At 37.6% G+C, this 15928-nt stretch carries 10 protein-coding genes; 7 read left to right on the top strand and 3 right to left on the bottom strand.

Features of this window, described 5'->3' with window-relative positions; genetic code table 11:
• Window positions 1-27 precede the first annotated feature (27 nt).
• Window positions 28-696, top strand: a complete 669-nt coding sequence (locus CH362_RS16790; RefSeq protein WP_244280624.1) for a hypothetical protein — start codon at window positions 28-30, stop codon at window positions 694-696.
• 5 nt (window positions 697-701) lie between these two features.
• Window positions 702-1607 (top strand): hypothetical protein, encoded by a 906-nt coding sequence (locus CH362_RS16785; RefSeq protein ID WP_208859604.1) that lies wholly within the window; start codon window positions 702-704, stop codon window positions 1605-1607.
• Window positions 1608-1661: 54 nt separating this feature from the next.
• Here CH362_RS16785 and CH362_RS16780 read toward each other — a convergent pair whose 3' ends face one another.
• The 3 genes from CH362_RS16780 to CH362_RS16770 all read right to left on the bottom strand — a co-directional run bounded on the left by CH362_RS16780 (window position 1662) and on the right by CH362_RS16770 (window position 5972).
• The gene (locus CH362_RS16780) at window positions 1662-2174 is read right to left on the bottom strand and encodes a hypothetical protein (protein WP_100711472.1); all 513 of its coding nucleotides are present in this window, start codon (window positions 2172-2174) and stop codon (window positions 1662-1664) included.
• Between the two features lie 91 nt (window positions 2175-2265).
• A complete protein-coding gene (locus tag CH362_RS16775) occupies window positions 2266-4071 on the bottom strand; it encodes an AAA family ATPase (RefSeq protein ID WP_100711471.1) in 1806 nt (601 codons plus the stop codon).
• A 104-nt stretch (window positions 4072-4175) separates the two neighbouring features.
• Complete coding sequence (locus tag CH362_RS16770) at window positions 4176-5972, bottom strand: NACHT domain-containing protein (RefSeq protein ID WP_100711470.1); 1797 nt, start codon at window positions 5970-5972, stop codon at window positions 4176-4178.
• Between the two features lie 377 nt (window positions 5973-6349).
• On the opposite strand from CH362_RS16770, the gene CH362_RS16765 reads away from it, so the two are divergent.
• From CH362_RS16765 to CH362_RS16745, 5 genes are all read left to right on the top strand, one after another.
• Window positions 6350-7774 carry a circularly permuted type 2 ATP-grasp protein gene (locus CH362_RS16765; RefSeq protein WP_100711469.1) on the top strand — a complete coding sequence of 475 codons (1425 nt, stop codon included), beginning with the start codon at window positions 6350-6352 and terminating at the stop codon, window positions 7772-7774.
• 85 nt (window positions 7775-7859) lie between these two features.
• Complete coding sequence (locus CH362_RS16760) at window positions 7860-8804, top strand: alpha-E domain-containing protein (protein WP_100711468.1); 945 nt, start codon at window positions 7860-7862, stop codon at window positions 8802-8804.
• Between the two features lie 2 nt (window positions 8805-8806).
• A complete protein-coding gene (locus CH362_RS16755; protein ID WP_100711467.1) occupies window positions 8807-12094 on the top strand; it encodes a transglutaminase family protein in 3288 nt (1095 codons plus the stop codon).
• A 110-nt stretch (window positions 12095-12204) separates the two neighbouring features.
• Window positions 12205-13476, top strand: a complete 1272-nt coding sequence (locus tag CH362_RS16750; RefSeq protein ID WP_100711466.1) for an imelysin family protein — start codon at window positions 12205-12207, stop codon at window positions 13474-13476.
• A complete protein-coding gene (locus CH362_RS16745; RefSeq protein ID WP_100711465.1) occupies window positions 13476-15899 on the top strand; it encodes a TonB-dependent receptor family protein in 2424 nt (807 codons plus the stop codon). Before CH362_RS16750 ends, CH362_RS16745 begins: the two co-directional genes overlap by 1 nt.
• Window positions 15900-15928: the final 29 nt, after the last annotated feature.

Here is a 15928-nt window from a genome sequence, read left to right as displayed (position 1 = left end):
TACTATTAGATTACAAGGCTGTAAATCATGTCTTATTCTCTTTCGTTTGTATTATCGTTTTTTCTAATATTTCTTTCTGCTTGCACCTCCATTAAGGTGCATGTTCCTAAAACTCTTTCAGGTGCTCATGAAGTCCAAGAACATTGGATGGAGGTAAGATCCGGTGCTCCTGATTACGATTCCAAGGATCCTGATTTCGAGGTCGAATTCCCAGACGAAGTTCCTGAGCAATTTGTATATTTCGAAGATGGATTTACTTCTTGGACAGGATGGGGAAAAAATTATACCAATTTATACGGACCGATTTCTAAACTGATCCGAAAAGAATTGATCGATCATAAGGAAGAATATCCAGGAAAACATAAGATCATAATCCAAAAGTTTAAATTGGAATCCATAGATCATTGTAGTTACAACCAAGTAAATGTGGAGATGGAAGCGGATATTATTTCTTCCGGAAAAACCTGGCATTACCAATTCAAGGACGGGATCGAATCCAGAGTTACCGATTGTATGGCGACTCTTGCAACACTTCCGGTCTTACTCGGATGGATTATACATCTGCCTTATATGGGGCATAGAGGAAACAGAGAAGATCAAGTAAATCAGATGGGCAGGGTGGCTCTTTTGGATTTTATGGATGAGATAAAAAAACATTCCGCAACAACTAAACAAGCTCCGAATAAAAGGAAATAAGTAAGATGAAACAGAAAATCATAATATTCTTACTTACCTGTGCTGTTTTTCAGTCCTGTTATTATTCTACAGACAAAAGATATACCGTAGCACAACCATACCAGCCAAACGACGAAATGTATTTTGATGAGGAAAATCCTCAGTTCGAAGAAGGAAAACCTTATTCAGTTATAGACTTTATAGGAAGTTGGATCTGGATCGAAAGTTTACTCGCAAAAATTATGATCTGGGATAGAAGGATCCAAAACCACGAACTATCATTCGAAACAAAAAAATATCTGATGGATTATATCCGAGATAATAACCTAAAAGATGTTAAGGTGCGTTTTAACCAATATGCTCCTGGAAATGATTTCAAAAGACTTTGGCATTCTAAAACAGTAAATCCACTTCTAAAATGGACCATAGGTTTGTTCGCATATGTTGTGAATGATGTACTTTTAGTAGGTCGTATTTTTGGCGGGGACCATTATAATCCGTATTCTAATACGATCCATGTGTATTCAGATATTCCTGCTGTAGTGATCCATGAAGGCGGTCACTCCAAGGATTTTGCTCAAAGAGAATATCGTTCTTTGTATGCGTTAGGATATGCAGTTCCGATCCTTGGGGCCTTCTATCCGGAAGCAAGAGCCTCAGATGATGCGATCCGATACTTCAGATACCGTTGCGACAAAACAGAAGAGATGACTGCATATCGCACATTATATCCAGCTTACGGTTCTTATGTGGGAGGTGGGATCTCCGACTTACTTCCAGCTTCCCCTTATGCACTTTTGTATTCTTATTCTATTCTCGCGGTAGCTGCTAGCACTGGTCATGTGGTTGGTTATGTTCGCCAAAAACAAATGGAGAAGGAGTGGATCCCGAAAGAGTGTATGATTGCGGCGGAGTTGGAGAAGAAGAAGTAATCCCTCGCGATTGCATGGGATGGTTCGTAGATTACAGTGTGATTTCGAAAACTACTAATACGTAAGATTAAGTAATTTTACACTTTCTAATTTAAAATTTCCGAGAAGGTCTCGCCCAGTTTCCTCTAATTCAAAATATAAAACTCCATTATCACCTATTAACTTAAATTGAAGTGAGTGGGAATTATAAATTAAACTGAATAACTCTCTATCTCCTTTTAATGACATTCGTTCCGTAATTCTACCGTATCTTCCATTGCTATGATATTCTGTATTTCTATCCAAAACTAGTAATTCCTTTTCGACTCCATCTATAAGCATAATTAGTCTTTTACCAATTATTAATTTTTGACCTTCATAGCGAAAATTCAATTTAAACACATGGTCCTGGTCTTTTTTAAGAATCGCTAAATTTAATTCTCCTCCATCTGTTAAATTTATATCAACATCCAATTTCTGCGATTGAGGGAAATATTCAATTTTGTTGATATATTTGTTCTGGAGGGTTAGGCAGTTTGCTAATGGAAAGATTAGAAGGATTAGGATTTTTATTTTAGTGAGTTTCATGGTGGAATAAATTTTTAGTGTATGTCGGATAATGACAAAAAGAGATATAACACACAGACTTGAGAGGAAGATAGTTAGCCAATGTCGCGCGTTACTTAATGAGAGTATCAAAAGCTTTAAGCCAATCTAGAAATTCATCTTTTCCTTCCTCAAGACTAGAAACAATTTGTAACTGCTGAAATGACATTTTCCGCCACAATAACTCTAAAACGTCATTTGGGTTTTTACGAATTAGCTTACCAATTATTTTCTTGGCATCATCTATTTCAGTATAGGTTAACTCAATATCAAATTCTTTCTTTAGAATTTCTGGGTGTATATAATTTTCAGGCTCTCTCTTTTTAGTTAAAAATCCAGGATGTCCTTCTTTAACTATTTCTTGCATTTTCGAGATGTTTTGTTCATTTTGGAACTGATCTCCAAGATCTGAATCAAATAATGCCCCCCATTTTAGACCCATTTTTTCAATGATTCTTTTATTGACCCAGTGTTTTAGATTGCCGCAACCACCCACAGGCAATATATGTATGCCAGATTCAGATAACGTTTTTTCAATCAATCCATGTTGTTTATATTGTTCGCTAATGTGATTTAAAAATGTAATATCGCTATGCCCTTCAACCAAAACCACAGCTTTTGCATTTGCTAAGGTTGGATCAGATAGAACTCCAAGGGACTTCGAAACTATTTCGAGAACATCATCATCACCTTTAAGGATCTTTACTTTGTCTTTCTCGACTCTTTCCATATATCTAATTGAAGATACTGGAAGTAACGATACTAAACCTGGCACGTGAGATGTTATTAAGATTTGTGTATTTGGAATATAGGATAGGTTAATTAATGCCTTGATTAAAAGTGCCTGATAATCAGGATGTTGTGATGTTTCTGGTTCTTCAATTGCAAAGAATACGTTCGGAGAGTTTCTTTCCTGCTTGAGGCGTTCAGCTTCTGCACGAAAAAAATTTAGTAATATCAGACGTCGGACACCACTACCTCTTTTGTTAATAGGTACTCCGTTATCACCATTTAGCGCAAAATTGAATGTCCATTTCGGCGTCTCTTTAAGAAGAGGATCTAGGGAATTTGCTAATTCCGGATCCATTTCTTGGATTTTTTCTAATGTGTTTTCTGCTACTTTAATTACAGAATCTATAATTTTCTGCTCTAAGATTCTGATTTCTGCCTCATAAATTTTTTGAGCAGTTTTTACTGCAACTTGAATTGGATTTTTTGCCTCTGGATCGGAATCGTTACTTTCTCTATCCGATTTAAATAAGGCAAACAATGGTAAACTTAATGTTATTTTTTCATATATCTCTTTAGTTTCAGGAGAGAGCTTTGAAATATCTATTTCTTGCCTTTCAATTCCGGTCTTTGCGCTCCAGATTGCTTTTCTCCACTGAGAGGCGACTCGCTTATCTTGAACATCTGAATCAATTCTAAGTTTCTCTCCTATCTTTTTTAGATCTGCTATTTTAGCTAAATGCAAAGGTTTTTCAGAATCTACTATTGGATGATTGGCAATAATCTTTATAGATGGGTTTTGGACTCTTGCACCTATCTTATACTCTTTTAAAATTTCAAGATTTCCATGTTCATTCAATAGAAATTCGTCTCTGAAGGTAGTAGAGACAGTTTCATCAATTATTATTGATTCCGGTAAATCATAAAACTCACAAGAAATTCTAATTACATCATCAGTGGAAAATACGCATCTATCAGCGGGCTCTATTTTAACTGTTTCGTTATTAAAGAAGATTTCTAAAGCATCCGTAATAGTAGACTTACCTACATCATTCCTACCTATGAGACCTGTTAAATCAGGGTTAAAATCAATAGTATGCTTTTCTTTATAACCACGAAAATTTTCGATAGTAAGTGATTTTATTTTCACAAATCTTCCTTGTTTGAGTACTTGCGTTTAACGATTAAATTTTGGCGACGTTCGCAATGGACGGACTTGCGCAATTTAGTAGCGCTGCGAAAGTAATGCAACGTTTATAGCTTTTCTAACAATTTTCTCTCTTCTTCTAATGATTCTTTCAATTTAATTTCTACCGTCGATTTTAAAGTTCTCAAATTATTAATTTCAGTTTCTAATAGAGAAGCAAATTTTGGCGCCGTTTGCTGAATTGCATCTTCTAAATAAGGCAAGCTCTTTTTGTTGAGGAGATAAACGTATTTCATTCTTAATCCTATACCATTCAATTTTGCCTTAGATCTTATCATTTTCATAAATGGTTTATGATGGATTAATTGGCCTAAAAAGTAGTTTTCAATTTTGCGAAATTCCTTGATTGACCGTAGCGGATTTTCAGCAATGTTTAATGAATATTGAGTGCTACTTTCGTCTTCAAAATAAATTTTCGAAAAGAAACATGCAATTGTTGAAGCTATGGGAAATTTCTCGTCATACTGACTAAAAAATTCAGAAAGAAGTCTAACTAGAAAGAATTTATTGAAGTAATATTCATCAATTTCAGAAACAAATTCAATAAAATTGCCGATCTCAAACCCTGCCGACTTTTTAGCTATAGAATAAATTTTGTCATATATGAGCTTTTTATTATCTGAATTTATTCTTTTTACTTTTTGTGCTGCCAAATAATCTTGTAAACTACGATGGATAAATTGATAGACCCCCGCATCCTCTAATAAGATTCCATAAGATACAGTAAAATCTTCCTTTAACTTTTCTATTTGTGTGACAACTTTTAGATTTGCGAGAACAGATTCGAAGTCTGAATTTAAGCTAACAATATCAAATGCATATTTAGTATGAAAGGTATTTCTAAATGAAAATTCATATAATATATGTTTAAGCACGTCGATGCTTAGATCTGAATGTGCTTTTCTGACATACCCATTTTTATGCCAACTATCATGTTCAGAAAAAAGTGCATTAATAACTCGTTCATAGAATTCGCTGTTTTTCTCAGGCACGGTTGAATTATTTTTGTATGTCAAGACATATGTTGACAAAAGAAGAGGATTGGATAGAAAATTCTGAGCTTCGTTCCATTTTCTGTCTTTAATTTCCCTTTGCAAATTTTCTAACAGCTCGTCATTAAGGTCTTGTTTTTCTAAAAAAAGTAAAGCCTCCTCTAACGTAAAATTTTCGATCCTTACATTCGAAAAACCTTGAATTAATTCAGCAACTGGGCTAGGTCGACTCGTTAAATGAATTATATTATTCGGATACTTTTCTATTAATTCGTTTAATTTTATTATGAATTTTTCGCGTAAGCCGAAAGGCAATTCATCGAATCCGTCTAATAAAATGATAAATTTTTGTTCTTCAAGTAATCGTTTGATTAAACGATCGCTTTCAATATTAAAATCATTTTGAATAATTTTATAGATAATTTCGACTATCGATTGATTATTGAAATCAATACGCCGAAGCTCAATATATAAAGGAATTCTTTCCATTGAGCAGAGACTACTCATAAATAAGTGTCTAAGTAGAGTAGTCTTTCCAGATCCAGGCCCCCCAATGATAGTAACGTAAGGCCCATACTTACTAAGCGTTTTATAATCATTCACTGCAATTCGCTCTGCATTACATGTAATCGCTTGAGGTTGATAAATATCGTAAAAGAATCTAGGGGCCTGCCTATGCAATATTGTTTTAATATGCGAAAACGAATTATATTTTGTCGATATGTAAGAATGAATACCCTGGCAAAAAGAAAATTTAATTTCTTCTTTAATTTCCTTTGTCGCAGTTAGGAGAAGATGAATTGCCTTCGGGATCTCCTTTAAGCTTGTTTTTAATATTTCTTCTCTTATCATCTTAATCGTTAGGTTATTTTAGTTTCGCCTAACGTATATTGTGAACCCAATCTCGTCAAGCCACACTTAACGTGCCACATAACCGCAATCACGCATAACCGCCCCCAGCTCCGTGCATGGCCGCAATCGCGCCCATCCGCCTTCCCACACCGCAACCTCCCGCCCAATCTACCACTCCACATCTGCTACGGCCGATTCATCTCAGTTCTCCGCCAAAATCAGATTCCTTTTCCAACACTTAGATTAATATTTTATTAAAATGTTTAATATTTGAACATTGATAAATAATCGGTATAAAAAATAAGCGTTAAATTTAATTTCTGCTTGTTTCTTGGGGGCAAAATTAGTCTCCTTCAGATAGATGGGGGGAGAATTCTATGCTCCTGACAAATTACCAAACGGATTCCTTTTACGACGAAATGTTCTCTGAAGAGGGGGGGATTCGCCAGAGTTATCATACCTTAAAATCCAGGATCGAAGGCATGGATGATAAGGAACTTTTGAAGCGGAAGGCTTCTGCTGAGAAGGCGCTTCTTTCCTTGGGCATCACCTTTAATGTGTATGGAGATGAGGAAGAGGAAGAAAGGATCATGCCTTTCGATATCATTCCTCGGATCGTAACTTCTTTCGAATGGAAAAAAATGGAAGAAGGTCTTAAACAAAGGATACGCGCCCTAAATCTTTTCATCCAAGACATTTATGGTGATGAGAATATCATCAAAGATGGTGTGATCCCTGCTGAGATCGTTTATAGCAGTTCCGGTTATTTAAAAGAATGTAAAGGGATCAAACCTCCTAAGGGAATTTGGATCCATATTACTGGAACGGATCTTGTGCGTGACGGTGACGGACGGATGTTGGTCCTCGAGGATAATTTACGTTGTCCTTCCGGTGTTTCTTATGTATTAGAAAATCGTGAAGTAATGAAAAAGACCTTCCCGGAACTTTTTGCGAGTCTTTCTGTAAGGCCGATCTATGATTATCCGATCAGACTTCGTGGAATGCTCGAACATCTTTCTGATAAACCGAATCCGAATATTGGAGTTTTAACCCCAGGTATCTATAACTCTGCTTATTACGAGCATAGTTTTCTTGCATCTCGTATGGGAGTTCCTTTGGTAGAAGGCACAGATCTTACTGTAAGAGATGACAAACTTTATATGAGAACCACCAAAGGTTTGAAACAGGTGGATGTTCTATATAGAAGGATCGATGATACATTCATGGATCCAAAAGCTTTCCGTAAGGATTCTCTTTTGGGTGTTCCTGGTATATTCGAAGTATTCAAAAAAGGTAATGTTGCACTTGCGAATGCTCCTGGCACAGGAGTTGCAGATGATAAAGTGATCTATTCTTATGTTCCTGATTTTATTAAGTATTATCTGGGAGAAGAGCCGATCATTCCTAATGTTCCTACGTATCTATGTTCCAGGGAGAAGGACCTGAAATATGTATGTGAGAATATTGGAAATCTAGTCGTAAAAGCGGCTAACGGAGCAGGTGGTTATGGAATGATCATTGGACCTGTTGCGAGCGAAAAAGAAAAAGAGGAATTTGTAGGAAAAGTTAAAGCAGACCCTCGTAATTATATCGCTCAGCCTGTTTTAAGTTTATCCAGGATCCCAACATTGATAGAGGATAAGTTAGAAGGAAGACATGTGGATCTAAGACCTTTTATCTTATACGGAGAAGAGATCTATGTAATGCCCGGTGGTTTAACTCGAGTTGCCTTAAGAAGAGGTTCCTTGGTTGTGAATTCTTCCCAAGGTGGTGGATCCAAAGATACTTGGGTGATGGGTTAATATCAAAAAAAAGAGCAAGAACTGGCAATCAGGGGAATATCCCAAGCGGAACCGAAAAACATCATAAAACTAGAGAGGTTTCCTAATGCTAAGCCGAGTCGCTGAATCCGTATACTGGATGAATCGTTATATGGAAAGGGCCGAAAATTATTCACGTTTTTTGGATGTGAATTTTCAACTTTCCTTAGATCTGAACGAGGACTCCAACAGACAATGGATGCCTTTGGTGTATACCACCGGAGACAATGAATTATTTTCCAAAAAGTATAATATTCCAAGCAAAGAGAATGTGATCCATTTTATGAGTTTGGATATTGAAAATCCGAACTCTATCATGAATTGTTTGATTCGCGCCAGAGAGAATGCGAGGACCATCCGAGAAAATATTTCCACTCCTATGTGGGAAGTGATCAACGAATTCTATCTTACTATCAAATCCAAAAGAAAATTTGAAGAATCTGATATGCCAGGAATTGCTGAATTTTTCAAAGCAATCCGAAACCAATGTTTATTATTCTACGGTTGCCAAGAAGCCACGATCTCTCACGACGAGGTTTGGCATTTTGCATTACTCGGAAGGTTATTGGAAAGAGCAGATAAGACCACTCGTATCTTGGATATGAAATATTTTATACTTCTTCCTGCCAGAGAAGAAACTGGGTCCACTTTGGATCTGATCCAATGGCTTTCTCTTTTAAAATCAGCAAGTGCTCATGAGATGTTTAACCGTTTTTATACAAGGATCACTCCTAAAAATATAGCTGAGTTTTTGATCTTGGATAAAATTTTTCCAAGAGCGATACGTTCCTGTTTGTCCAAAGCATTTGATAGTCTTAAAATTTTAAGTGGATCTGAAAAAGACAGCTATGGGGACGAAACGGAGAAGAGGGTGGGTGTCCTTCTTTCCGAAATGAATTACGCCTCGATAGACGAAATTTTTTCTTCAGGTATGCATGAATATTTGGATCAACTACAAGTGAGATTGAACGGGATCGCCGCTCAATTGGACGAAACCTATTTTAGGAATTAATCATGTCCTTACTCGTCTCTCTCACTCACGAAACTTCTTACGAATACGATAGGCCTGTTGCATTATCTCCTCATATCATTCGATTGAGGCCGGCTCCTCATTCTAGGACCAGGATTGTTTCTTATTCACTTTTAGTAGAACCTTCTGAGCAATTTTTAAATTGGCAGCAAGATCCTTTTGGGAATTACCAAGCAAGATTAGTATTTCCTAAGAAGACCGAAAAATTAAAAATACTCGTGGATCTTGTAGCAGAGATACAAGTCATCAATCCATTTGATTTTTTCTTAGAGCCAGACGCAGAAGAGACTCCTTTTGTTTATTCGGATGCTTTAAGAAAGGAACTTCTTCCTTATTTGAGCGCGACTGACGGAAGTAACGCACTTGCTAATTATATTTCAGGTTTAAGAAAAGACGGAATTTTAAAATCGAAACGTACTGTGGATTTTTTGGTAGGACTCAATCAAAGAGTTTACCAGGATATTTCTTATGTGATCCGAATGGAGCCCGGTGTCCAAACTTGTACTGAAACCTTGGAAAGAAAATCAGGCTCATGCAGAGATTCCGCATTTTTACTTGTTCAGATCTTAAGACATATTGGCCTCGCATCCAGATTTGTTTCAGGTTACCTGATCCAGCTGAAACCTGATGAGGTTTCTATTCACGGTCCTTCTGGTGCTAAAGAAGATTTTACCGACCTTCATGCTTGGGCGGAGGTGTTCCTACCAGGTGCAGGTTGGGTGGGCCTTGATCCAACATCCGGTTTATTTGCAGGAGAAGGTCATATTCCTTTAGCTGCAGTCCCAGAACCTGGGAGCGCTTCTCCTGTATTCGGATATTCTGATCCTGCCGAGTCCAAGTTTGGATTCAGGATGGAAGTTAAACGTTTCCAAGAATCTCCTCGAGTCACTAAACCTTATACAGATCCTACCTGGGATAGAGTTCTTAAATTAGGAAAAGATCTGGATGCTAAATGCAAAAAAAATGATATTCGTGTTTCCATTGGTGGAGAGCCAACTTTTATTTCAGATACTTCCAGGCAGGATCCTCAATGGAATACTCTTGCACTCGGAAAAGAAAAGTTAGAGTTAGGAGAAACATTACTTACAAATCTTCGTAAAAAATTTTCACCTGGTTCTTTGGTCCAAGTTACTCAAGGAAAATGGTATCCTGGAGAACCTTTACCTCGTTGGTCTTTAAATGTTTTCTGGCGAAAGGATGGAGATTCTTTATGGAAGAACGAAGGATTATTCTCTTCTTCCTCTGAAAAGGAAAAACAGGATTTAGATAAGGAATTAATATCATCCGATAAATTTGGGGAAGAAGTTTGTAAAACTTTAGGAATTTCTCCCAAACATATGGTTCCTCTGTATGAGGACGGTTTTTATTATTTATGGAAAGAAGGTCAACTTCCTGAATGGAAAGACCCTAAGAGTGAGGATTTTAACTCAGAAGATTTTTCTTTCGAAGCTTTAGAAAGGAAGAAGGTTCTCTCACTTGTGGACAGAGACTTCAAACTTAAAAAAGCGATCGCTATTCCATTACAATTTAATTATGCAAAGTCTGAATGGGAAAGTTCAGAATGGAAATACAAAAGAGAAAGATTATATTTAATCCCAGGAGATAGCCCTGCCGGTTTTAGATTACCTTTCTCTTCTATTTCCGAAAATTTTAGACCAAATGCTGTTCTTACGGATCTATCTAAGAGTAAAAAATTAAGTTCCAGAAAAGATCTGGATTCACGTTTAGTTAAAAGATCCTCTAAAGAATCTAAGTTTTTTTCAGCCGGGAAAGAACTTCCTATCCGTACTACTTTAGTTATAGAACCAAGATTTGGCTCTATTCATGTATTTTTACCTCCTGTAGAAGGTGCGGAACCTTGGTTGGATCTAATCTCTTCTTTGGAATTTGCGGCCGAAAAATCTGGAGTCCAAATCGTATTAGAAGGTTATGAACCTCCGACTGATGCAAGACTCGGCCTATTTCGGATAACGCCAGATCCAGGTGTTTTAGAAGTAAATTTACATCCTTCTTCTAATTTTAAAGAGCTGGAAGAAAAGACTCGTATCTTATATGAAGAAGCAAAGGAACTAGGTTTAAGTGCGGAAAAATTCCTTATAGATGGAAGGCATACTGGAACAGGGGGAGGGAATCATATCACTATAGGTGCAATGTCCCCGGAAGATAGTCCATTTCTCCGAAGACCGGACCTTCTGCGAAGCATAGTAAGTTATTGGCAGCATCATCCTTCTCTTTCTTATCTTTTTTCTGGTCTGTTTATTGGTCCTACTTCTCAGGCTCCTCGTTTGGATGAGGGTAGGGATGAAATATTATATGAATATGAATTAGCTTCTTCTCAATTAGATAAAATTAAAGAACCAAATCCTTGGTTAGTCGATCGTCTATTTCGAAATCTACTTGTGGATCTAACTGGGAATACCCATAGAGCTGAAATTTCTATAGATAAACTATATCCTCCTTCAGGTTCTCGTTTGGGGCTTGTAGAGTTAAGAGGATTTGAAATGCCTCCTCATTATAAAATGAGTGTTGTACAACAACTTTTGGTTTTATCTTTGGTTTGTCGATTCTGGGAAAAACCTTATGTACAATCTCCTATCCATTGGGGAACTGAATTGCACGATCGTTTTCTTCTCCCTCATTTTGTTTGGAGTGATTTTAAAGATGTTCTGAGAGATCTAAAAGAACATGGATTTGCATTTGGGGAAGAAGAGTTCCTTCCATTTTTTGAATTTCGTTTTCCTGTATATGGCAAAACCCAAAGAGAGGAAGTATTCTTAGAACTTAGAATGGCCTTGGAACCTTGGAATGTTTTAGGAGAAGAGTCTTCTTCTTTCGGAACTTCTAGATCTGTTGACTCTGCATTAGAAAGATTGCAAGTAAAGGTAGAAGGTTGGAGTGATCGTTATCTTCTCAGCTGCAATGGATACGAAGTTCCTCTTCGTGGCACAGGTAAAAAGGGAGAAGCAGTTTCAGGAATTAGATTCAAGGCTTGGAATCCTGTATTCACTTTGCATCCGAATCTTCCGGTTCATACTCCTTTGGTGTTTGATGTTTGGGATACCTGGTCTTCTCGTCCTTTAGGTGGTTGTCGTTATTATGTTTCCCATCCAGGTGGAAGAGCTTACGATACATTCCCTGTAAATTCTTATGAAGCTGAGTCTAGAAGGATCTCCAGATTTTTAGCGGATGGTCATTCTGCTTTAGATGGTTCAGAACCTAAACGATTGAAGCATACGAATGATCATACAATGGACCTTCGCTGGATTGAATAATTAGTATTTATCAAACTCAGTTTGTGAGAACAGATCTCAAAAACAGTTGCAACCAGTTCTAGAAAAATAATTCTGATTCTCAAGATAAAGAGCCCAGTTTCGAGGGAACTATGCGACAAAACAATTCTGTCAGAAGCGGACGATTCGGCAGGTTTTTCCGGATTAAAAAGCTGATCCTTACCGTTTGGATCATTCTAACTATCTTCTCACTTTCTATTCTGATTTCTTGCTCTCATAAAAACTCCGCATCAGGTGCGGCGAATACGAATGGATATCTTTATCAGATGTTCAATTCATTCGATCCCAGATCTCTTTTGCAGAATCTAGGAAATAATGTAATCCCACCTCTGTTTGTGAATTTAGAAACAAGTAGAGTAAATCTTGTAAATGCAACGAACGATCTTTGTGTTTCTGATTCTTTGGCTACTGCGCAAGCAGCATGGATTGCTCATAAATCTGATCTCAAAAAAGTAGAACCTTTTCGTTTTGGATCTACTCTTGCTTACTTTACTCGGATGGATCCGTTCTTAATCAATTATCTAACAGAGTCTTCACCTAATACAACTGAGTTGGATGATTTGGATACATTTACTGTCGGAGATCTTTCGGATGCACAACAAGCCATTGGCCAAATGAAAAATAAGGCTAAGGGTATTAGTGCAATAGAATATATTCTTTTTAGTAGAGCTGGAGTGAATCGAGGAACTGCACCGAGTTGTTCTGATTTTCCTTCTGCTCCTGATGGAAGAGCTGCACTCTTAAGAGCATTAGTTTTAGAATACAGTGGACACGCTTCTAATGTGACTACTGCCTGGGATGCGGGTGGAACAAATCCTTTGGGAACACAACTTGCGACTGCGGGCAACGGGACTTCCGCTACGTTCCCAAGTTCTGGAGCTGCGTTAGATGCTGTTTTATCAGGAGCCATCCAACTTGTAAGCATTATGAAAGATGGAAAACTGGAAATTCCGGAAGGACTTTCGGCAGGAGGGAATGGCTCTTCTCCAAAGTCGGATCGTGCAGAGTCCAGATTTTCAGGAGAATCTTTCCAGAATTTAATAGATAATTTCAGTACTTTTAAAGCGATCTATACTGGAAATGGTACGGGTGCAGGACTTTCAGATTATGTAAAGTTCTATAGTCCTGACCTGGATGAAGAGATCAAAGGAGAGATCGCAGAATTAGATGAACATTTAGGAGATATTACTCCTTCAACATCTAATCCTCCTGCAGCATGGGGAAGTTCTAATACTGCAAATTTTGCCGCAATTAAAGCAAGTATCGCAGACCTAAGTGAATTATTAAAAATTATGAATACTGAACTCGCCGCTCTTACCGGGGCGAATCCTGTTTCAGGTGGACCAGGAGGGGACGGAGATTGATGTTCCAGAAACGATTCCGTTCTTCTCTTATTTTAAGTATTTTAATTTTTTCTAATTCTTTCCTCTTCTCCCAGCCAAACGGAAATGCTGGGACAAACGGCACTAACCAGTCAGAAGCAGAACAAGAAGATCCTGTTAAAAAGGAAGCTGCTAAACAAGAAGAGACTATTGCGGAAAAGAGAAGAAGATTTTTAGAAAGCGGACAGATCAATGTGATCGGAGCCAAGGATGATGATATTAAAAAAATCCCTGGTTCTGCGAGTGTGATCGGTAAAAAAATCTTAAAAGAAACAAATCCAATCGATTCTATGGAAGCTCTGCGCAGGGTTCCAGGCGCTACAATCCGTTACCAAGACGCTGTTGGTCTTACTCCGAATATTGCATTCAGAGGTGTGAGTAACGAAGAATCTAGGAAAACTTTGATCTTAGAAGATGGTGTTTTCACTTCTTTGAGTCCTTATGGACAACCTGAAAGTTATTTTGTGCCTCATATAGATAGAATGGAAAGAGTGGAAGTTGTGAAAGGTTCAGGCTCCATTCTTTTTGGGCCAACCACTTTAGGTGGTATAGTGAACTATGTGACTCGTAAACCTCCTGAAAAGCCTACGTTTAGTGCAAAGGTGATCGGAGGAACAAATGGTTACGCTTCCAGTCTTCTACAATATGGTGGGACTAACCAAACTACAAATACTGGTTATGATATTTCTTATATGCGTAACCAAGGAAATGGTTTTCGAGACTACCAAGGATTTAGAGTAAACGATCTAAATCTAAAGTTAATCCAGAAATTAGGTGAGAAGGATTCAGTTTTTCTAAAATACCAATCCTACCAACAAGAGGCCCAATCCACTTATTTGGGACTCACCCAAGGTCTGTATTGGAGAAATCCAAGGATCAATCCTGCTAGATATGACCAAAAGTCGATTGATAGACAGGCTGCAGTGATTGGTCATGATCATACTTTTAATGAAAATTGGAAGATGATCACAAGAGCTTATTGGACAAATGTAGGCTTCTTATTTCGCCAAGAATCTTATTCTCATAATAATCTGACTGAATTTGGTTTTCCTGCAAGACCTCCTGAAAATGCTTTTGGTGTTTATGCTCCAGATGTGATTGGAAATCAGCCTGGAGATGTGATTTACATGTTAAATTCCACTCCAAACAGACACTCTTTCTTTAAAACTGGAGGTCTGGAGACTAAGGTAGAAGGTAAATTTAATACATTCGGTTTTGATCATGAGATCGCGTTTGGTGCAAGAATGCATTATGAATCTGTAAATGCTGCGAATAATGTATTTCCTTATCCAACTCTTACAAAAGGTATTACTACCCAACAACAGAATCGTAATGCAAGAGCTTATGCTTTATATGTGCAAGATTCTATCAAAGTGACTGATAAGTTCAAGGTGATCCCTGGAGTTCGTTACGAACATATCTTCCAAGGTGTTTATACCCACAGAAGGCTTGCTACTTCGGATGATGTTACTAAAGGATACGCAAATACTGTTGGACAATCCATCTTAGTAAATGATGCAAATGAAACTTATACAAAGGTAGTTCTGCCTGGAATTGGACTTACGTTTGATATTACCGAAAAGTTTATTTGGTTTGCAGGTGCACACACCGCGTTCTCTCCTCCTACATTTTCCACCGTTCAAAACCCTGCATTAGGTTTAGGTTATAAGCTCAGCGCAGAAAGATCCAATAATTATGAAACAGGTTTTAGAGGAAATATTACCCGCTACTTCTACACTCAAGTTAGTACCTACGCATTATATTTTTCGAATCAAATCGTAAATACAAATGAAGCCGGATCAGGACTAGGTGCCGTTCCTATCAATGCGGGAAGATCGGTGAATAGAGGGGTGGAGAGTAATTTTGTTTTCGACTTTGGAAAATTTGCCGAGTCCAAATGGGAAATTCCTCTGGAGTTTACATATTCTTATACAAAAGCAATCTCTACTACTTACGTTCCTGTAGGCACAGTACAGAATGCAGATGGTACCGTGAGTATCACAAACCAACCTTTGTTTGCAGTTAACTCCGCTGGAAATTTGATCAAAGTAAACACAAATGGAAATTATCTGCCCTATGTTCCTATGAATGTTTTTATAGGTGCAATCGGAGTCAAAAGTCCCCAGGGATTTTATGCCAGAGTAGAATATCAGTATTTTGATAAACAATATTCTGATTTGCAGAATACCAAAAATCAAAGCACGGATGGAAGCCAAGGTATCGTTCCGGCATATGGAATTTGGAATGCTGATTTTGGGTATGAGGCTCCAGGCGGAAGATGGTCGATTTTCGTGAACGGAAAAAATTTAGAAGATAGAGTCTATATTTCCGGAAGACTTCCTGTGGGGATCCAACAAGGACCATACAGACAAATCAATATCGGGGCTACTTTAAAGCTGGATTAAATTCGGACGGGAGATGAAAATGTCTCTCG

It is taken from the genome of Leptospira saintgironsiae, assembly GCF_002811765.1.
Taxonomy (GTDB): Bacteria; Spirochaetota; Leptospiria; order Leptospirales; family Leptospiraceae; genus Leptospira_B; species Leptospira_B saintgironsiae.
Note: the sequence above shows the minus strand (reverse complement) of the source record. Positions and strands in the feature narration are given on the sequence as shown.